The following is a 19131-nucleotide window of genomic DNA, read 5'->3' on the forward strand; positions in this document are numbered from 1 at the left end:
CGTCGTCCCGGTACGCGCGGGAAGCGAAAGAGTGTTGGGCCACGCCTTTATCTTCCCATCTTTGGGGATACTGCCCTTCCGGCGTTCCCGGGCGGAAGGGGGGGGGGGGGGGGGGGGGGGGGGAAAAAAAAAAAAAACCCCCCCCCCCCCCCCCCCCCCCCCCCCCGCTTCCCTGTTGGTGCTTTAGCCGGGTTAGTTTCCGCCTCAGATGGCGGCGACTCCGCGTTCCCCGGTCCGGACCCGCACTGCCTCAAAGACGTCCATGGTCCAGACTTTGCCGTCCCCCGCCCGGCCCGTGTTCGAGCTCGCGATGATGACGTCCAGGATGTCATCGGCCTGCTCGTCGGTTGCAAGGACTTCCACCCGGATTTTCGGCAGGAGGTCGACGTTGTACTCGGCCCCCCGGTACACCTCGGTGTAGCCACGCTGCCGGCCGTAGCCGCTGGCCGCGCTGACCGTCAGGCCCTGCACGCCGTAGGACTCCAGGCCTTCCCGGATGGCTTCAAGCTTTTCCGGCCTGACGATTGCGGTGATCAGTTTCATGCCCCCACGCTTTCCTTGCCTGTGGCTGATTGGTTCTTCCGGTCGCCCGGCGTGGCTGCGGAAACCTCCGCGGCTTCCGGCTGGGTCTTGCCCGTGATCATGTCATGCAGCGGCTGGAAGGTGCCGCCGTGGCCGCCAACACCGAACTCGTAGGCAGTTTCGGCGTGCAGGCTGAGGTCCACACCCACCGTTTCCTGTTCCTGCGAGACCCGGAAACCCATGGTTTTGTGAATGGCCAGGGCGATGAGGGCGGTCAGGATTGCGGAGTAGGCGATGGCAATGCCGGCCGCCGCAAGCTGTGCCCACATCTGGGTCATGCCGCCGCCGTAGAAGAGGCCCCCGCCCACGCCGTCGGCGGGCAGTGCGATGAAGCCGAGGGCCACGGTGCCGATGATGCCGGAAACGAGGTGGACGCCGACGACGTCGAGCGAGTCGTCAAAGCCCCAGCGGAACTTCAGTCCCACCGCCAGGGCGGAGGCAACGCCTGCCACTACGCCGAGGCCGAGGGCGCCGACGGGGCTGACGTTGGCGCAGGCGGGGGTGATGGCCACCAGACCGGCAACCACACCGGATGCTGCACCAAGGGAGGTGGGGTGTCCGTCACGGATGCGTTCGGTGACCAGCCAGCCGAGCATTGCGGCAGCCGGTGCTGCAAGGGTGTTGACCCAGATGAGGCCGCCCTGTTCGGCGGTAGCCGCGGCGCCGCCGTTGAAGCCGAACCAGCCGAACCACAGCATGGCAGCACCGAGCATCACGAACGGGATGTTGTGCGGTCGGTGGTTGGGATCCTTGCCGAAGCCCTTGCGGTTGCCGATGATGAGGACGAGTACCAGTGCTGCGACACCTGCGTTGATGTGGACCACGGTGCCGCCGGCGAAGTCGATGGCGGGGCCGAGGGCCTGGCCCACAGCGCCTTCGGGGCCGAAGAGACCGCCGCCCCAGACCATGTAGGCCAGGGGGCAGTAAACCAGGGTGACCCAAACGGGCACGAAAACGCTCCAGGCGCCGAATTTTGCCCGGTCGGCGATGGCGCCGCTGATCAGGGCGACAGTGATGATGGCGAACGTGGCAGCGTAGCCAATCTTGATCAGCCCATCAGGAGTGTCGATACCTTCGAGGCCGAAGGTGGCGAACGGGTTGCCGACGATCTGCAGGAATCCCTCGCCGGAGCTCATGGAGGCGCCCCAAAGGACCCAGACGACGCCCACCATGCCGATGGAAATGAAGCTCATCATCATCATGTTCAGCGCGGCCTTGGCTCGGGTCATGCCGCCGTAGAAAAATGCCAGACCCGGTGTCATGAGCAGCACGAGGGCTGCCGACACCATGATCCATACGTGACCTGGGGTTAGTTCCATGGCGCACGTCCTTCCTGATCGAATAATGCGGAGTCCTCCGCCTGCCAACGCCTTTTCGCGTCCTGTAATGAGTTTGTGCGCGCCGTGTTTCGCCCGCGGAGGATTTAGATTGCCGGGCTGTTACAACAACCTCTAGGAAGTAAATGGTGCATATCTGGCTTGTTACCGTTGTGTTTCATCGTTTTCGCCGGCACCCGGCACTCCAGACTGCAAGGATTTGCGCATCATGACGGCAGCACCCCGCGGAAGCGGCGCCACAGCCAGGGTCCGGGCCCGTTTCCGGCAGCAGCGGGACCGGTTACCCCGCGACATCAAGGTGATGCTCGTCGCCGCGTTCCTTATTGCGCTGGGGTTCGGGCTTGTTGCGCCCGTATTGCCGCAGTTTGCCACCACGTTTGGGGTGGGCAACACCGAAGCGTCGGTGATTGTGGCCATCTTCGCGTTCATGCGGCTCGTGTTTGCGCCGGCGGGCGGAAGTTTGATCGGCAAGCTGGGCGAGCGGCCGGTTTACGTCGCGGGGCTGCTGATCGTGGCGCTTTCCACGGCGGCGTGCGCGTTCGCCCAGGACTACTGGCAGCTGCTGCTCTTCCGTGGCCTCGGCGGTGCAGGGTCAGTCATGTTCACCGTGGCCTCCATGGCGCTGGTGATTCGGCTGGCGCCTCCGGAAAGCCGCGGCAGGGTGTCCGGCGCGTACGCCTCGGCGTTCCTCATCGGCAATGTCTGCGGTCCCATTGTGGGCGGATTGCTCGCAGGGTTCGGCCTCCGGGTACCTTTCCTGGCCTACGCCGCGGCCCTGGCAGTGGCCGCGCTTGTGGTCCAGACGCAGCTGAGCCACGAGCGCCGGGGAACCGCCGAGGCGGAGCAGCGGGATCCGGCGATGAAGCTGGGAGAGGCCCTGGGGACTGGAGCGTACCGCGCCGCCCTGGTGTCCAGCTTCGCCAACGGGTGGGCCACTTTCGGGGTCCGTATGGCCACCGTTCCGCTGTTTGCCGCCGCGGTCTTTGGGGCCGGACCCGAGGCAGCAGGGCTTGCCCTGGCGGTGTTCGCCGCGGGCAACGCCGCGGCGCTGACCTTCTCGGGCCGCCTGGCGGACAGCCTGGGGCGCAAGCCCATGATGGTCTCGGGCCTGTTTGTGGCTGCCGCGTCGACGGCCGGGATCGGCTTCGCCGGGGATCTGGCGTGGTTCCTGGCGGCTTCGGCGCTGGCCGGCGTCGGATCCGGACTGTTCGGACCTGCCCAGCAGGCAGCGGTCGCCGATGTGATCGGCAACGGGAGGTCCGGCGGCAAGGTCCTGGCGGTCTACCAGATGACGTCCGACGTCGGCGCGATCGTTGGGCCGGTGCTGGCGGGTGTGCTTGCGGACTGGCTGGGCTACGGCTGGGCGTTCGGCGTGACGGGCGGCATCATGCTGGTTGCGGCCTGCACCTGGCTCGGCACCCGTGAGACCCTTAAGACCGCCAAGGCACCGGAGGCGGCTGACACGCCCTAGTTCAGCAGGGCGTCAACGAATGCTTCCGCCTCGAACGGGGCGAGGTCGTCTGCACCTTCACCGAGTCCGATCAGCTTGACCGGAACACCAAGGCTCTTTTGGATGGCGACGACGATCCCGCCCTTGGCCGTACCGTCCAGCTTGGTCAGGACGATTCCGGTGATGTTGACCACCTCGGAGAACACGCGTGCCTGGTTCAGGCCGTTCTGGCCGGTGGTTGCGTCGAGCACCAGGAGGACCTCGTCCACCTCAGCCAGCTTTTCCACCACGCGCTTGACCTTGCCCAGTTCGTCCATCAGGCCCACCTTGTTTTGGAGGCGGCCCGCGGTGTCGATCATCACCACGTCGACTTCCTGGTCAATGCCTGCCTTCACGGCCTCGTAGGCCACCGACGCCGGGTCCGCGCCGTGAATGTCCGACTTCACCGTGGGAACACCCACACGCTGGCCCCAGGTTGCCAACTGCTCGGCGGCGGCAGCCCGGAAGGTATCCGCGGCGCCAAGGATGACGTCCTTGTCCTCAGCCACCAGCACGCGCGCGAGTTTGCCGACAGTAGTGGTCTTACCCACGCCGTTGACGCCGACAACCATCATGACGGCGGGCCTGTCGGCATGGCGCTGGACATTCAGGGTCCGGTCCATGGTGGGGTCGACAAGCTTGATGAGTTCTTCCCGGAGCAGCACCTTGACCTGTTCGGGGGTACGGGTGCCCAGCACCTTGACGCGCTCCCGGAGTGCGTCCACGAGCTGCATGGTAGGTTCGGTGCCAAGATCCGCCAGCAGGAGGGTTTCCTCGACTTCGTCCCAGACGTTTTCGTCGATCCTGTCACTGGAGAGCAGTGCCAGCAGTCCCTTGCCCATGACGTTGTTGGAGCGCACCAGCCGTCCGCGAAGGCGCACAAGCCTGCCGGCCACCGGCATTGGCGTGTCCACGGGAATGGCTTCCAGCCCGGCTGCATCATCGGGGACCGTGGTGGTATCAAGCCCCTCCAGGTCCACCCCGTCCGGCGCCCTGCGGTCCGTCGGCGCGCCCGGGCGGTCCTCAACGGCTGTGCTTCCGCTGCGGGGCAGGACAGGATCATTGGCGTCCCGGGTTCCGGGGTACTGGGTGATGTTTTTCCGCGTTTTGAGCAGGACCGGAATCAGTCCGCCAATAACCGCCAAGGCAGCAACAATGGACAGAATTATGGGGAGGATGTCGTTCACTCCCCTAGCTTCTCATAACGGGGCGGGCGTTACGGGCGGCGCAGACGCAGCTGAACGCCGTGCGTCCTGCCTACACCTCGGGGCCCAGGCGCTGGCTGATGACGGTGGAGACGCCGTCGCCCCTCATGGTCACACCATAGAGTGCATCCGCCACTTCCATGGTCCGCTTCTGGTGGGTGATGACAATGAGCTGGCTGGATTTCCGGAGTTCTTCGAAGATAGTGATGAGCCGGCCGAGGTTCGTGTCGTCCAGGGCCGCTTCCACTTCGTCCATCACGTAGAACGGTGACGGCCGTGCCTTGAAGATCGCCACCAGCAGGGCCACCGCGGTCAGCGAGCGCTCGCCGCCGGAGAGAAGCGAAAGCCGCTTGATTTTCTTTCCCGCAGGGCGGGCTTCGACTTCGATGCCGGTGGTAAGCATGTCGGAGGGATCGGTGAGCACCAGCCGTCCTTCTCCGCCGGGAAACAGCCGTGCGAATACGCTCACAAACTGCGCCTGGGTATCCTCGAAGGCTTCCGTGAAAACACGCTGGACGCGGTCATCCACTTCCTTGATGATGTCCAGGAGGTCCTTCCGGCTGGCTTTCAGGTCCTCCAGCTGGGTGCTGAGGAACTGGTGGCGCTCCTCAAGGGCGGCGAATTCCTCCAGTGCCAGGGGGTTAACCCTGCCCAGGCTGGCCAGGTCGCGTTCTGCTTTCCTGAGCCGCTTTTCCTGCTCCTCGCGGACATACGGCTTTCCCTCAATGATTTCCGCTCCGCTGGAATCCACCGGGGCCCGCAACGCGGCCCACTTGTCGCCGCTTTCCCGGGCAGGGACCGGGACAGGAACCGCAGGCCCGTATTCCGCCACCAGGGCATCCGGGGTGATCCCCAGCTCCTCGATGGACCGTGTTTCCAGTGCTGCAATGCGGGCCCGTTGCTGTGTGCGGGCCAGCTCGTCGCGGTGGACATTGTCCGTCAGTTCGGCCAGCTCCCGCGCCAGGAAGTCATTGGCGGTCCGGATGTTCAGCAGTTCCTTGTCACGCTGTTCCCGGTTCTCTTCAGCGAGGTCGCGTTCATGCCGTGCCAGGTCCACGGACACGTCCATATACCGCAGGGCCAGCTCTGCGGCGGCAGCTACGGCGGCAGCCCGTTTCGCCTGGGCACGGCGGCGGCGGGCCCGCTCTGCTGCTTCTTCCCGGGCGCGGCGCTCGGTGGCAGCGGCGCGTTCCAGCGATTCCACCCGGTTCCGGGTGGCGGCGAGCTGCTCTTCGGCGCTGCGCAGCGCCAGCCGGACCTCAACCTCGGCCGCCCGGGCGGCTGCGGCGGTCCTGGCGAGCGCATCCCGGTGTTCAGTGGAGGGCTCCTGCTCCAGCGGCGCCTCCTGTGCTGCGGCGAGCCGGGCGGTCACGGCGGTAAGCGCTTCCTGCTCGGCCACCACGTTTGCTTCTGCCCTTGCCAGCGACGCGGCCAGCCGGTCGCTCTCCCCCACCGCGCTGCGAAGTACGGAGTTGAGGTACCCCAGCCGTTCCGCTACCGCTGCCAGCCTGGCGTCGGATTCGTGCAGCCGGTCAAGGGCGGCGTCCGCCTGTTCCTGCGCCCCGACACGCCGGGCCTCAGCCGCGGCAAGGGCGAACCGGTTCCGCTCCAGCTCCGCGGTGACGGCTGCGAGCCGGCTGTCGGCGTCGTCCAGTGCAGCCTGGACCTCAAGGAGGGATGGCGCCTTCGCTGATCCGCCCGCGGCTGAAACCGCGGTGAAGACATCTCCCGCCCGCGTTACCGCGGTGGTGCCGGGGCGGGCAGCCACCAGCGCGGCGGCCGCCTGAGTGTCAGCGACAACGACGGCGGCGGCCAGCAGGTGCCTCACCGCGGCGGCTGCACGCCCGGCGTGCTGCACCAGTTCCACGGCCCGGCGGGCTCCTTCGGGCAGCACCGGGAACCCGCCGGTCCCGGCCTCCCGGGCCGCACCTGCCAGTTCGAGCAGGAACGCGGCCCTCCCGGCGTCGTCGTCCTTGAGCAGTTGAACGGCCCGTGCTGCCGCCCCGGGGTCCCGTACGAGGACCGCCTCCGACGCTTCGCCCAGGGCGGCGGCTATTGCGGTTTCATAACCCGGTTCCACTGTCAGTTCCGCCGCGAGGGTTCCCAGTACCCCGGCCATTCCCGCCTTCAGGATGTGCGCTGCCCCGTCCTTCCTGTTCAGTCCGAGCTGCAGGGCATCCCGGCGCGCGGCCAGGGCGTCGCGCTTCCTAATTCCCTCGCTCACGGCGGCTTTGAGGCCTGCGATGTCCTGGAGCACTGCATCAAGGGCTGCCCCGGCGGCCTCGTACTCGGAGTCAAGGGATTCTTCCCCTTCTTCGACGCCCGCCACCTGGTTCTCCAGCGCCGTGAACTCGGACTGGGCCTTGGCCCGCCGTTCCATCCCGGCAGCCTGGGATTCCCGGAGCCGGCCCAGCTCGGCCTGCGCCGATTCGACGCGCGACCTTGCGGCAGAGACCTGTCCGGCGAGCCGTGCCAGTCCTTCACGCCTGTCAGCCGCTGCCCGGAGCACGGCGGTGAGGCGCTTGTCTTCGGCAAGGGCGGCCGACTCTGCCTCTGCCTTCGCTGCGCTGGAGGCTTCAAGGCTGCTGCGTTTATCCAAAATGTGGCGTTCGAGCTCGGCAAGTTCCCCGCGGACCCGGGCGGCCTGCCGCTCCAGTTGTTCCGGATCCCGGCCGGCTGGCGGGGGCTCGCTGGACCCGAGCAGGCGGCTTCGCTCCTGCGCGAGGGTTCCGAGGGCACGGAGCCGTTCACGGGCAGCGGTCAGCCGGTACCAGGTGTCCCTCGCCGCGTTCAGTTTCGGGGTTGCTTCCGCTGCCAGCTGCTCCAGGGCAGCCTGCTGCCGGCGCCCGGTTTCCAGTTCCTGCGCGACGGCGGTCCGCCGGGACTTCAGCGCGGCTTCGTCAGCAACGTCCTGCTCCAGTGCTTCCTGCAGCAGGACGAGCTCATCGGCGAGAAGCCGTGCCCGGGCGTCGCGGACGTCGAACTGGACGCGCTGGGCGCGGCGGGCCACCTCGGCCTGTTTGCCCAACGGGGTCAGCTGGCGGCGGATCTCCCCCGTGAGGTCCGTGAGGCGCTGCAGGTTCGCCTGCATGGCTTCGAGCTTGCGGACTGTCCGTTCCTTGCGGCGCCGGTGTTTCAGGATGCCTGCAGCTTCCTCAATGAACCCACGCCGGTCCTCAGGGGTGGCGTGCAGGACCCGGTCCAGCTGCCCCTGGCCCACGATGACGTGCATTTCCCGGCCCAGGCCGGAATCGGACAGGAGTTCCTGGATGTCGAGCAGCCGGCATCCCGCACCGTTGATGGCGTACTCGGAACCACCGGCGCGGAAGAGTGTCCGGGATATGGTGACTTCGCTGTATTCGATGGGCAGGGCGCCATCGGCGTTGTCGATGGTCAGCGAGACGTGGGCGCGCCCGAGCGGCGCCCTGCCGGAAGTACCGGCAAAAATGACGTCTTCCATCTTGCCGCCGCGCAGGGTCTTGGCACCTTGCTCCCCCATGACCCACGCCAGGGCGTCCACCACGTTGGACTTTCCGGAACCGTTAGGGCCCACCACGGCAGTGACGCCTGGTTCGAAGTTGAAGGTGGTGGCGGACGCAAAGGACTTGAACCCCCGAACGGTAAGGCTTTTGAGGTGCAAGGCTTTTGGATCTCCTGGATGGCTGGGACGGATGCTTCCCTGCACCAAATCTACTGCTTAGCGGCAGGAAGGCCGCGGATTGGACCGGTTGCGCGGCCTGAACTACCAGCGTCCGTTGCGGGGACGGGGCTGGCACACGGGACAGGTGTGCGAGGAACGGTTCATGAACTGCTCTCGGCGGATGGTTGCGTGTATTCCGGCAGCGGAACAGCGCCTGCAGGGCTGGCCTTCCCGCCCGTAGGCGTTGAGGGACCGGTCGAAGTAGCCGGAAGCGCCGTTGACGTTGACGTACAGCGAATCGAAGCTGGTTCCGCCCGCGGCCAGCGCATCCAGCATGACCTCACGGGCGCTGCCCAGTACCCTCTCCGCTTCCGCACGGCGCAGGGTGTCGGTGGGCCGGGCGTAGTGGAGCCGGGCACGCCACAGGGACTCGTCCGCGTAGATGTTTCCGATGCCTGACACGAGGCCCTGGTCCAGCAGGGCCCGCTTCAGTCCTGTCCTGCGTTTGCGGAGGCGCCGGTAAAAGAGGTCGAAGGAAAACGCCGGATCCAGGGGGTCCCTGGCAATGTGCGCCGCCTCCTCTGCGATCAGCGGCAGGGGCAACTCAGCCAGGCCACCCGGGCCGCCGTCGTCCGTTGGAACCAGAGCCGTGACGAACAGGCCACCAAAGATGCGCTGGTCCACAAAGCGCAACTGTTCCGGCATGCCTTCGCACGGGCTCAGCCGGAACCGTACCTTGAGGTGTTTCTCGTCGGGGACACTGACGTCCTGCATCAGCAGCTGGCCGCTCATGCCCAAGTGCGCCATCAGCGCCACCCGCGGGCCGCCGTCGGGTTCCTCAGCCCCTGCGGCCGCATCAAGCAGCGGCATCCAGAGGAACTTGCCCCGCCGCACCACGTCCGCAACGGTTGCACCCTGGAGGTTTCCGACGAAGTCTTCGGTACCCAGCGCGTGACGGCGGATCGAGCGCTGGTCGAGGACTTCCACGTGTTCGATGGTCCTGCCGCGGACCCAGCTCACCAGGCCGCGGCGGACCACCTCAACCTCGGGAAGTTCAGGCACGCCGGCTACTTGGCGGCTACGGAACCGGGAGACTTGCCGGCCGGCGCGGAACCGGCGCTGCCGGTAAGGGCCCGCCAGGCGTCGGCGGCAGCTTCCTGCTCCGCTTCCTTCTTGGAATGTCCCGTGCCTTTGCCATAAGCCTTGCCGCCAATGTGCAGGGCAGCGGCGAAGACCCGGGCATGGTCGGGCCCGGAGCCGTCCACGGCATAGTGGATGGTGCCAAGCTGGCGGCTGGCTGCCAGTTCCTGGATGCTGGTTTTCCAGTCCGTCCCCGCGCCCAGGGCGGCGGCGTCCTTGAGCAGGGGCCCGATCAGGCGCATCACCAGCTGACGGGCCGTCTCGATGTCGTTGGAGACGTAGGTGGCACCGATCAGCGCCTCCATGGTGTCAGCCAGGATGGAGGCCTTGTTTTTGCCCTCGGTGAGCTTTTCGCCCTGTCCGAGGTAGATGTAGTCGCCAATGCCGAGGCTCCGGCCGATGCCGGCGAGGGCACGGGTGCTGACCACGGCAGAGCGGCGCTTCGCGAGATCTCCCTCCGGAAGGTCCGGGTTGTCCCGGTACAAAGCGTCCGTGACGGAGAACCCCAGGATGGAGTCGCCCAGAAATTCGAGCCGCTCATTCGTGGGGATGCCGCCGTTTTCGTAGGCGTAGGAACGGTGCGTGAGCGCAAGACGAAGCGTCCCGGCGTCAATAGAGACACCGAGACGCTTCAAAAGCTCTTCAGTTGAAGACATCATGTCAGCCGGAGGGCCGATTAGACGTCCGCGACCTTGCGGCCCTTGTACTCAAGGAACAGCGCGGTGCCGGCCGAGTCGGTAACGACCTTTGCCTGGTGCGGCAGGCTGTAGGTAACCTGGCCATTCTCCACGGTCTTCACCAGGTGGGGGGCGGTCGCCTTCCACTGCGAGCGGCGGGCGCGGGTATTCGAGCGAGACATTTTCCGCTTGGGAACAGCCACGGCTAACTCATTTCTCTCTAGACAAACACGTACAAATCAATTTTGCCGGTCAGGCTTAGCCATATCAGCTAGGGCAGCCCAGCGAGGATCCAAGACCTCGTGGTGGTGCCCCGGCTCGTCTTCCAGGCGCGCTCCGCATTCGGAGCAAAGGCCCTGGCAGTCTTCCCGGCACACCGGCTGGAACGGCAGATTGGTGACAACCGCGTCCCGCAACACCGGTTCAAGATCGATTACATCGTGCTCGACTCGACGTTGCTCTTCATCATCTTCTCCGTCCGAAAGCTCCACGCCTTCATAGAAGAAAAGTTCTTGCACATTGACCTCAAGGTCATACGCAAGGGGATCCAGGCATCGACCACATTCACCGGTTACCCCGGCAAGGGCGGTTCCTGATACCAGAATTCCTTCGTGTACGGCCTCAAGCCTCAGATCCAGCTCGATATCCGAGCCTTCCTGAACACCAATAAGCGCCACACCGAGATCACCCGGTGCGGGTACATGTTCCTTCAGTGTCCGCATGCTTCCCGGACTGCGTCCGAGGTCCTTGACGTCGAACGCCAGGGGCGAACCAGCATCTCGTTTAATGAGAACTCCTGTTGAACATATGACCGACGTACCATCTTAGCCTGAAGAGCCACGGGGACTCAAACCAGGCAGCCGGCGGCGCCGAAGTACCGGACCAGCCTACCCTCTCTGCTGCTGTTCCGGCGCCGGCTCGCCCGCAAGCATCCGCCGGTGCACGGACCTGGGTACGTATTCCGAGACATTGCCGCCCAGGCCGGCAACTTCCTTGATCAGGGTGGATGACAAATGAATGTAGTGGGCCTCGGCCGGCAGGAACACTGTTTCCACGCCGCTGAGCTGGCGGTTCATGGTGGCCATGGGAAGCTCGTAGTCGAAATCCGAAGAGGACCGGAGTCCCTTGACGATCGCCGAGACGCCGCGCTGGCGGCAATACTCCGCGAGAAGTCCCTCCCCTACGGGTTCCACCACGATGCCCTTCAGCGAGGCCAGGGTTTCCCGTGCCATGTCCAGCCGATCTTCCAATGCGAACCTGTACTTCTTGGCCGGGTTGGTGGAGACCGCAACGAGAACTTCATCAAAAAGGCCCGCAGCCCGGGCAATGACCTCAAGGTGGCCATTGTGGATGGGGTCGAAGGATCCTGGGCAGACAGCTCGTCTCATGTTCCGAACCTACCCATAAAAAGGCCGGGATACCATGACTGGATGCATCCACGACGGGAAGTTTCCACCCCTGCAGCCCCGGCCCCCTGGCAGCGGACGGCACTCGGAGCCAACCTTCTGGGGCCTGACGGCGCGTTGGGGGTCACGATCTTCGAAGAGATGACCACACTTGCGGTCCGGACCGGTGCCATCAACCTGGGCCAGGGTTTTCCGGACGAGGATGGACCGTTGGCAGTCCGGGAAGCAGCCCGGGCGGCCATCACGTCCGGAGCAAACCAGTACGCACCGGGCAAAGGCGTCGTGGAACTCCGGGAAGCAGTGGCTGCCCACCAGGAAAGGTTTTACGGCCTCACCCCGGACCCGCAGACCCAGGTGGTGGTTACCACCGGGGCCACCGAGGGCATCGCCGCCTCCCTCCTGGCGTTTGCCGGACCCGGCGACGAGGTCCTGACCTTCGAACCCTTTTATGACTCCTACGGCGCAATCATCGGCCTGTCCGGTGCTGCGCATGTGACCGCGCCCCTGCTGGCTCCGGACTTCATGCCGGACATGGCAGCGCTGGAGGCGGCCTTCACCGGGCGGACACGGGTGGTGCTGCTGAACAATCCCCATAACCCCACCGGCGCCGTCTTTCCCCGCCCGGTGCTGCAGCGAATCGTCGACCAGGCCCGGAAGCACGACTGCCTGATCGTCAGTGACGAGGTGTACGAACACCTCACGTTCGGCCAACGGCACGTGCCGGTGGCCTCCCTGCCGGGAGCCAAAGACAGGACCATCACCATTTCGTCTGCCGGGAAGACCTTCTCCCTGACCGGCTGGAAAATCGGCTGGCTCACGGGCCCGGAAGAACTTGTTTCCGCTGTGCGCACCGTTAAACAGTTCCTCACCTACAGTTCGGGCACGCCGTTCCAGGCGGCCATCGCCACCGGGCTCGGCATGCCGGACGATTTTTTCCACGGCATTGCCGCTGAGCTGATGCACAAGCGGGACATCCTCAGTGAAGGCCTCCGGGCCGCGGGCTTCGACGTTTTCAACCCCCAGGGAACCTACTTCGTCAACGTTGACACGTCACCGCTGGGCATCCGCGACTCAGTGGAATTGGCGCGCAAGCTCCCTGGCCTGGTTGGCGTGGCCGCCATTCCGGTTCCTGTCTTCTGCCACCCGGAAGGGGCAGAGAGGACCCGGAGTCTGCTGCGGTTCGCGTTCTGCAAGAAAACCGATGTCCTGGAGGAAGCCGCCCGCCGGCTGTCCACGCTCAGGAACCGGCTCTGATGCCTGCACGCAGCGGCGGGCGTGCGGAGCGGTTTTTGCGAACTACCGGACAGCACGCAACCATCGAACCGGACGCTTTCATTGACGGCAGCTTCGTGCTCAGCATTGGCGGCGCGGAGCAGTCCCACGTAAACCTGGTCCGGCCGGAGGAGATCTTCTATGAGTACCTGCGGCGGATCGGGCACCTGGTGGATCTGGCTGCCCCTGCCGGCACACCGGTGACGGCGCTGCATCTGGGGGCCGGGGCACTGACCTTGGCCCGCTATATCCAGGCCACGCGGCCGGGGTCCGTCCAGCACGCGGTGGAGCTGGAACGTGAACTGCTGGATTTTGTCCTGCGCCAGCTGCCCCTTCCGGAAGGGACGGACCTGCATACCACCATCGGGGACGCCCGCGGCGCCCTTGCTGAACTCGAACCCGGGTTGCTGTTCGACGTCGTCATCCTGGACATCTTCTCCGGCCCCGAAGCGCCCGAACATCTCGCCTGCGCCGCGTTCTACGGCGAGGTTCGGGATCGGCTCACCCCGCACGGGCTGCTGATCGTCAATGTGGGCGACGAGCCCGGGCTTACCCTTGTCCGCAGCCAGGTCGCAGCCATGCGGCAGGCGATGGGCGACGTGGCGGCGTTTGCTGAAGCCGGAATGTTCGACGGCCGCTACCCGGGCAACATCGTCCTGGCCGGCACCCAGACGTCCTGGCCGGACGGCTGGTCTGCGGAATTGCTGTCCCGCGGCCCGCATCCCGCCAAGGTCCTGGCCGGCGTGGACCTGGACGCTTTGACGTCCTAGTCCCGGTCAGCGGCGTCGTGGCTGACCGGGTCCTCGTCAACAACGTCCGGATCGATGGCGTCCGGCACAAAAGGCTCCGCAAACCAGAGCCGGGTCTCGCCGTATTTTTTCTCTGCGAAACGTGCCAAACCACTGGGCCAGCCCGGTTCCGGTGAGCGGGATGAACGTTCCACCACCACCACAGCGGCCGGCGAGAGGTGGGCAGCGAGCTTTTCCAGTACGGCGGACAGCGCCACCTGCTCCAGCGGATAGGGCGGGTCCAGGAACACCAGGTCCCAGGCCGCGGTGTCGTCGGCGCGCTCAAGGAAGGGCTCAACTTTGGAACGGTGGACCGTCACGGCTTTGCGCCCCAGTACCCCGTTGATGAGGTCGGCGTTGCGCTGGCAGACGGCGCTCGCCTTGGCATCAAACTCCACCAGGTCCACCGTCAGGGCTCCCCTGCTGCCGCTTTCCACCCCGAGCGACCCCGAACCAGCGTAGAGGTCCAGCACCCGCGCCCCGCTGATGACCTCAAAGGCATCCAGCCGCGAGAACAAAGCCTCCTTGACCCGGTCCGTGGTGGGCCGGGTCAAGGAACCCGGAACCGACTGCAGAGGCGTACCGCCAGCGGCACCGGCAATGATGCGGCTCATTGGGCACCTGCGCCTGCGCCGCGGCCTGCTTCTGGTTTGTGCGTGCTAACCGCGTTCAAGGAAAGCCTCCTTCTCGGGGTTGAGGTACTTGTCTATGGCCTCGGCCAGATCCGGGTGCGCACGCAGCGAGGGGTCTTCGGCCACGATGTGCTGGGCGTCGTCACGGGCGCGGCTGATGACAGCTTCGTGTTCGAGCACGCGCAGCAGCTTCAAAGTGGAACGGCCTCCGGACTGGGAGGCGCCCAGGATGTCACCCTCACGGCGCAGCTTGAGATCCTCCTGGGAAAGTTCGAAACCGTCCGTGGTGGCCGCAACAGCGTCCAGCCGTCGCCGGCTGGGGTGTTCAGGCTCCAGTGCGGTGACCAGCAGGCAGGTCCCCGGCAGGCCTCCCCGTCCCACCCGTCCGCGGAGCTGGTGCAGCTGGGAGATGCCAAAGCGGTCGGCGTCGAGGATGACCATGAGGGTGGCGTTGGGTACGTCCACGCCCACTTCGATCACCGTGGTGGAGACCAGCAGCTTGACGCTGTTTGCCGTGAAGCCGGCCATGTTGGCGGACTTCACTTCGGGCGGCTGGCGCCCGTGGAGTGGTGCCATCGGGACCCCGGAAAGGGCGGGCTCGTCCAGGAGCTGTTCGACGACGGCGGTAACTGACGCCAGTTCCCGTCCGTTTTCCCCGTCGGAGCCTTCATCCAGGTCGGCTTCCCCGGGGCTGAAGTCGCCGTCGTCGTCGGCCCCGATCTTGGGACACACGACGTACACCTGGTGGCCGGCATCGATCTCCTCCCGTGAACGGGCCCAGATGCGGCCGGCCCAGGCGGGATTCTCCGCCAGCCCCACCAAATGGGTGCTGATCGGTGCCCTGCCCTCGGGAAGCTCGTCCAAGACGGACGTTTCAAGGTCCCCGAACACCGTCATGGCAACGGTGCGCGGGATGGGCGTAGCAGTCATGACCAGCAGGTGGGGCGGCTTCCTGGCTTTGGCCCGGAGCGCATCCCGTTGCTCCACGCCGAAACGGTGCTGCTCATCCACCACGATCAACCCCAAATCGTAGAAGGTGACATTGCCGCTGAGCAGGGCGTGGGTGCCGATGATGATGCCGGCGGTCCCGGAGGCGGCGTCGAGCAGGGCCTGCTTGCGTGCCGCGGCCGGCATGGAACCTGTCAGCAGCGTGACCTGGACGGAGGCGTTATCGAGCCCTCCCAGCAGGCCGTCCCTTGAAAGCGGCCCCAGTGCGCGGCGGATCGACTCGAAGTGCTGCGCGGCGAGGACCTCGGTAGGCGCCAGCAATGCCGCCTGCCCTCCGGCGTCCACCACCTGCAGCATGGCGCGCAGCGCCACGACGGTCTTTCCTGACCCAACTTCGCCCTGCAACAACCGGTTCATGGGGCAGTCGCGGGCCAGTTCCGCGGCGAAAGTTGTCCCGACGGCGGCCTGTCCGGCTGTGAGGGTGAAGGGGAGGCCGGCATCAAAGGCGGCGAGCAGTCCGTCAGGGACGGGCCGGCGTGCAGTGGCTTCCTCAGCGGCGAGCTGTGCGCGGCGCCGGGCCAGGGCGGACTGCAGCACCAGCGCTTCGTGGTACCGGAGCCGGTCCCGTGCCCGCTGCCAGTCGTCAGGGGATTCCGGAACGTGGATGAGCCGGTACGCCTGGGCAAGCGGAAGGAACCCTTCGCGTGCAGCGACCGCGGGCGGGACGGGATCAGGCAGGGCGTCGAGGTCCACGGTTTCAAGCAGGGTTGAAATGGCTTTCTGAATCTTCCAGCTGGGAAGTTTGGACGTGGCCGGGTAAACCGGAACGGGCATGGCCGCGAGTTTTTCAGGGTCCTGGACGCCCTGGCTGAAAGGGTCCTCGTCGAGGAGCTGGAAGTCGGGGTTGGTCAAACCCAGGACTCCCTTAAAGCTGGTGACCTTTCCGGAGAACAGGGCCCGGCGTCCGGGCAGGAGTTCGGCTTTCGCTTTGTAGCCGTTAAAGAAGCTGATTTTGAGGGTGCCGGGGACTTTGCCCCGGTAGTCTGTGCCGCCAACCAGCCGCAGCCCTTGCTGCCCGTCGTCGTCGGAGACCACCACGTCGGTGATTGTCCCCCGGCGGGCCTGCATGGACCTGGTGCTGCTGGAAAGCACCCTGGCAATGAGCGTGACTTCCTCGTCCCGCGGAATTTCGTTGATGGGTGTCAACTCTCCCCGGGACATGTAGCGGCGCGGGAAATAGTTCAGCAGCCCGTCCACCGTGGTGATGCCAAGGTGCTTTTCAATCACCGCCGCGGAACGTTTGCCGATGCGGCGTTCCAGCGCGAGGTCCAGTTCAGCGCTCATGCCCACTGGAGTTCACTGCATCCGTTTGCGGTCCCTGCGGCAGGGTGAGTTCGCTGATACTGATCTGCACCGGATCACCAAGGGAGCGGATGATGGCAACAGCCGGTTCAGGGGCAGGGACGTGGACGTGGACGCGCCAGCGGTAGTTTCCCTCGCTGTCGGAACCGCTGCCCACCTGGCTCATGATGACCGACTCGCCGATCTCGTCAAGCTGCTGGCGAAGCGTGGCGGCCTGCAGCGGTGAGAGGCTGATGGTGCACATGACTTCGACGCCGTCGTCGTCCGGCAGCGCCGTGTGGATGTGGGGATCGGACACGTCATAGCCGTGGAGCCCATCGAGGAGTTCGCTTTGGAGCTCCTCGCCCAGGACAGCAGACCGAAGGCAGTCCAGGATCAGGAGCATCCCTACTCCGCCGGCATCCACGACGCGCGCGGTGGTCAATGCGTCCAGCTGGTCCTCGGTGCGGATGACGGCAGCGAGGGCGGCTTCGACGGCGGCATCGAGGGCCAGCCCGAGGGCGTGGTTGCTGTCATCGCCGTTCTGCCCGGCATCCACGGCGGCGGCGGCGCGGGCAGCGGCCTCCATGACCGAAAGCATCGTTCCCGGGACGGGATCGCTGAGCGCCGACCAAGCCCGGATCTGGGCGCGGTTCAGGGCTGCAGCCAGCAGTGTCGACGTCAGCCGGGTGTGCCCTGCCAGGGGCTCGGCCGCCGCGCAGAGGAACACTGAGAACAGGGTGCCGGAGTTGCCCCTTGCCTCCTCCAGGGCCGCCTGGCCGGCGCCGGCCAGCACAGCGCCAACGTCCAGGTGTGCGGCCTGGTCATCCGCGGCTGCAGCAGCCTGGGAGGCCGCACGGACAGTAAGGTACAGGTTGGTGCCCGTGTCGCCGTCAGCCACGGGAAAGATATTGATGGCATTGAGGCGGTCGCTGTGGTTCCCCAGGACGGTCTCCGCCTTGCCCAGCCACCTCTTCATCGCTTGCGCGTTGGCGGCAACCTTAGTGTGCAAAGTGATCCCATCCCCCGGTGTCCGCGGATTGGCCCGCTGTTTTGACGCTCGGGCTTTCGTTGCTTCCCAATGCTTGTATCGAGCCTATCGCAGTGAATACGGCCGGAAGCTGAACGCGCGGTGGGAATGTGGCGAGCAGTCCGTGGTCTTCCCCGCCACCAAGAACCCACGCCATCGGATCGGTCTCCAACAGATCCGAGGCAGGCCGCAGCACGTCCGCCAGCGCCCTCAGCGGCGCGGCGTCCAGGTCAATGGTGATGCCGCTGGCCGCCGCCAACCGTAGCCCGTCCCGCAGCAGGCCGTCCGAGACGTCCAGCATGGCAGTGGCGCCTGCGCTCCGGGCGGCAGGCCCGGCAGCCAGTGGGGGCCGGGGCCTGCACTGGCGATCCAGGAAGACCCGCTGTTCAGGGCGAAGGGCCTCGATGTTGACAGCGGACTCAAGAAGTGCCAGGCCGGCAGCCGCGTGCCCCGCAGTTCCGGCAAGGGCCACGACGTCACCGGGTTGCGCTCCGGACCGCAGAACCGCGTGGTGGCCGTCGAGCGTCCCCAGGACCGCCACGGTGACGGAGATTTCCCTGCCCCTGCCCAAATCACCTCCGGCCACGGAACACCTGGTGGCGCCCAAGCTCCTGATGCCGGCCGTCAACCCATCCGCCAGGTCCTCCACCCAGGCAACCGGTGTCTCCGGGGTGAGGGTAAGGCTGACCACCAGGGACGTGGCTGCAGCTCCCATGGCATTGATATCGCTGAGATTCTGCGCTGCCGCTTTCCAGCCGACATCAAAGCCGGTGGTCCGGTACCCGTTGGGCCACTCCAGCCGGAAATCCTGGTCCTGCACCTGCGTGTCGATGCTGATGACCGTCCTCCCGTCAGGGGCCGCCACCACAGCGGCATCGTCCCCGGGACCGAGCAGCGTGGCTTGGGCGTGGTCCCCTCCCATGGACAGGCGCGGGAAAATCCGCGCCAGCAGCTCGGCTTCGGAGAGGGCTGCGACGGGCGGATGCTCTTGGATTGTCAAACGCTTTTCAGGCACGCCACTACGCTACAGCGGGCCCCCGACATTGGCGGCCTGCGCCCATTCAGGTACCGCACGGGCAGTGCGTCCGGGACAACCCGGCTGCACCGATAGTCTTGGAGTATGCACCGCCCAACGCTTCCCTTGCCCGCCCGCGTTGCCGGGATGGCGGTGATGGGGACTGTTGCTTGCCTGGCCCTGGCTGCCTGCTCCCCCGCCGTCGACGTTCCCCCAGCCCGGGATGCGGCAAACCCGGCCTGCGCTCCCATGATGGTGGCCTTGCCGGAAGCCATCGGTGACGCTGCGTTGCGCAAAACGAACAGCCAGGCCACCGCGGTGTGGGGCGAACCCTCCCTGGTGGTTCTTCGCTGCGGAGTCAACGTGCCGGGCCCCACGACGGACCGCTGCGTCACGGTCAACGGAATCGACTGGGTGATCAAGGAAGGCGACCCCGTCTGGACGCTGACAACCTACGGCCGGGAGCCCGCCACCGAAATCCTTCTGGATCCGGACAAGATCAGCTCCGCGACGGTCCTGGCCGATCTTGCCGTCGCCGCAGGAGAAATCCCGCCCACCCGGAACTGCGTGGGCCAGGAAGAGCTCCAGGACCTGCCGCAAAGCCAGTAGTGGGGCCCACGCCCGCCGGC

At 66.1% G+C, this 19131-nt stretch carries 17 protein-coding genes; 4 read left to right on the forward strand and 13 right to left on the reverse strand.

The annotated features are described in order from the left end of the window. Positions 1-204 precede the first annotated feature (204 nt). Positions 205-543: a P-II family nitrogen regulator gene (locus AC5RT4_RS16125; RefSeq protein ID WP_050687078.1), complete on the reverse strand. Its 339-nt coding sequence runs from the start codon at positions 541-543 to the stop codon at positions 205-207. Next, the gene (locus AC5RT4_RS16130) at positions 540-1901 is read right to left on the reverse strand and encodes an ammonium transporter (protein ID WP_494039960.1); all 1362 of its coding nucleotides are present in this window, start codon (positions 1899-1901) and stop codon (positions 540-542) included. Before AC5RT4_RS16130 ends, AC5RT4_RS16125 begins: the two co-directional genes overlap by 4 nt. 226 nt (positions 1902-2127) lie before the next feature. Here AC5RT4_RS16130 and AC5RT4_RS16135 point away from each other — a divergent pair, with 226 nt between their 5' ends. Next, the gene (locus tag AC5RT4_RS16135; protein ID WP_494039961.1) at positions 2128-3390 is read left to right on the forward strand and encodes an MFS transporter; all 1263 of its coding nucleotides are present in this window, start codon (positions 2128-2130) and stop codon (positions 3388-3390) included. Here AC5RT4_RS16135 and ftsY read toward each other — a convergent pair. The 7 genes from ftsY to coaD all read right to left on the reverse strand — a co-directional run bounded on the left by ftsY (position 3387) and on the right by coaD (position 11458). Beyond that, a complete protein-coding gene (gene ftsY / locus AC5RT4_RS16140) occupies positions 3387-4595 on the reverse strand; it encodes a signal recognition particle-docking protein FtsY (RefSeq protein ID WP_494106441.1) in 1209 nt (402 codons plus the stop codon). The two genes, AC5RT4_RS16135 and ftsY, sit on opposite strands and share 4 nt — an antisense overlap. A gap of 70 nt (positions 4596-4665) precedes the next feature. Then, a complete protein-coding gene (smc, locus tag AC5RT4_RS16145) occupies positions 4666-8253 on the reverse strand; it encodes a chromosome segregation protein SMC (RefSeq protein ID WP_494106442.1) in 3588 nt (1195 codons plus the stop codon). A gap of 102 nt (positions 8254-8355) precedes the next feature. Next, entirely contained in the window at positions 8356-9315 is a 960-nt protein-coding gene (gene mutM, locus AC5RT4_RS16150; RefSeq protein ID WP_494039964.1) for a bifunctional DNA-formamidopyrimidine glycosylase/DNA-(apurinic or apyrimidinic site) lyase, read from the reverse strand. A 5-nt stretch (positions 9316-9320) separates the two neighbouring features. After that, complete coding sequence (gene rnc / locus AC5RT4_RS16155; RefSeq protein ID WP_494040148.1) at positions 9321-10049, reverse strand: ribonuclease III; 729 nt, start codon at positions 10047-10049, stop codon at positions 9321-9323. Positions 10050-10069: 20 nt separating this feature from the next. Then, positions 10070-10273, reverse strand: a complete 204-nt coding sequence (gene rpmF, locus AC5RT4_RS16160; RefSeq protein WP_009356569.1) for a 50S ribosomal protein L32 — start codon at positions 10271-10273, stop codon at positions 10070-10072. A gap of 36 nt (positions 10274-10309) precedes the next feature. Continuing rightward, entirely contained in the window at positions 10310-10834 is a 525-nt protein-coding gene (locus tag AC5RT4_RS16165) for a YceD family protein (protein WP_494040149.1), read from the reverse strand. 123 nt (positions 10835-10957) lie between these two features. Continuing rightward, entirely contained in the window at positions 10958-11458 is a 501-nt protein-coding gene (gene coaD, locus AC5RT4_RS16170) for a pantetheine-phosphate adenylyltransferase (protein WP_494039965.1), read from the reverse strand. A gap of 42 nt (positions 11459-11500) precedes the next feature. Between coaD and AC5RT4_RS16175 the strand changes: the two genes are divergently transcribed. Then, positions 11501-12730, forward strand: a complete 1230-nt coding sequence (locus AC5RT4_RS16175; protein WP_494039966.1) for an aminotransferase class I/II-fold pyridoxal phosphate-dependent enzyme — start codon at positions 11501-11503, stop codon at positions 12728-12730. After that, positions 12730-13518 carry a spermidine synthase gene (locus AC5RT4_RS16180; protein ID WP_494106443.1) on the forward strand — a complete coding sequence of 263 codons (789 nt, stop codon included), beginning with the start codon at positions 12730-12732 and terminating at the stop codon, positions 13516-13518. Before AC5RT4_RS16175 ends, AC5RT4_RS16180 begins: the two co-directional genes overlap by 1 nt. Here the strand turns inward: AC5RT4_RS16180 and rsmD are convergent. Genes rsmD through thiL form a run of 4 tightly spaced genes read right to left on the reverse strand, consistent with a single transcriptional unit; the run spans position 13515 to position 18502 of the window. Then, positions 13515-14150 carry a 16S rRNA (guanine(966)-N(2))-methyltransferase RsmD gene (gene rsmD / locus AC5RT4_RS16185; RefSeq protein ID WP_494039968.1) on the reverse strand — a complete coding sequence of 212 codons (636 nt, stop codon included), beginning with the start codon at positions 14148-14150 and terminating at the stop codon, positions 13515-13517. The two genes, AC5RT4_RS16180 and rsmD, sit on opposite strands and share 4 nt — an antisense overlap. A gap of 45 nt (positions 14151-14195) precedes the next feature. Continuing rightward, positions 14196-16460: an ATP-dependent DNA helicase RecG gene (locus tag AC5RT4_RS16190; protein ID WP_494106444.1), complete on the reverse strand. Its 2265-nt coding sequence runs from the start codon at positions 16458-16460 to the stop codon at positions 14196-14198. Further along, positions 16450-17436 carry a DAK2 domain-containing protein gene (locus AC5RT4_RS16195; RefSeq protein WP_494039970.1) on the reverse strand — a complete coding sequence of 329 codons (987 nt, stop codon included), beginning with the start codon at positions 17434-17436 and terminating at the stop codon, positions 16450-16452. Before AC5RT4_RS16195 ends, AC5RT4_RS16190 begins: the two co-directional genes overlap by 11 nt. A 22-nt stretch (positions 17437-17458) precedes the next feature. After that, a complete protein-coding gene (gene thiL / locus AC5RT4_RS16200; RefSeq protein WP_494039971.1) occupies positions 17459-18502 on the reverse strand; it encodes a thiamine-phosphate kinase in 1044 nt (347 codons plus the stop codon). 105 nt (positions 18503-18607) lie between these two features. On the opposite strand from thiL, the gene AC5RT4_RS16205 reads away from it, so the two are divergent. Next, positions 18608-19111, forward strand: coding sequence for a DUF3515 domain-containing protein (locus AC5RT4_RS16205; protein ID WP_494039972.1), 504 nt, complete (start codon positions 18608-18610; stop codon positions 19109-19111). Positions 19112-19131 lie beyond the last annotated feature (20 nt).

Source organism: Arthrobacter sp. sptzw42 (assembly GCF_059089685.1).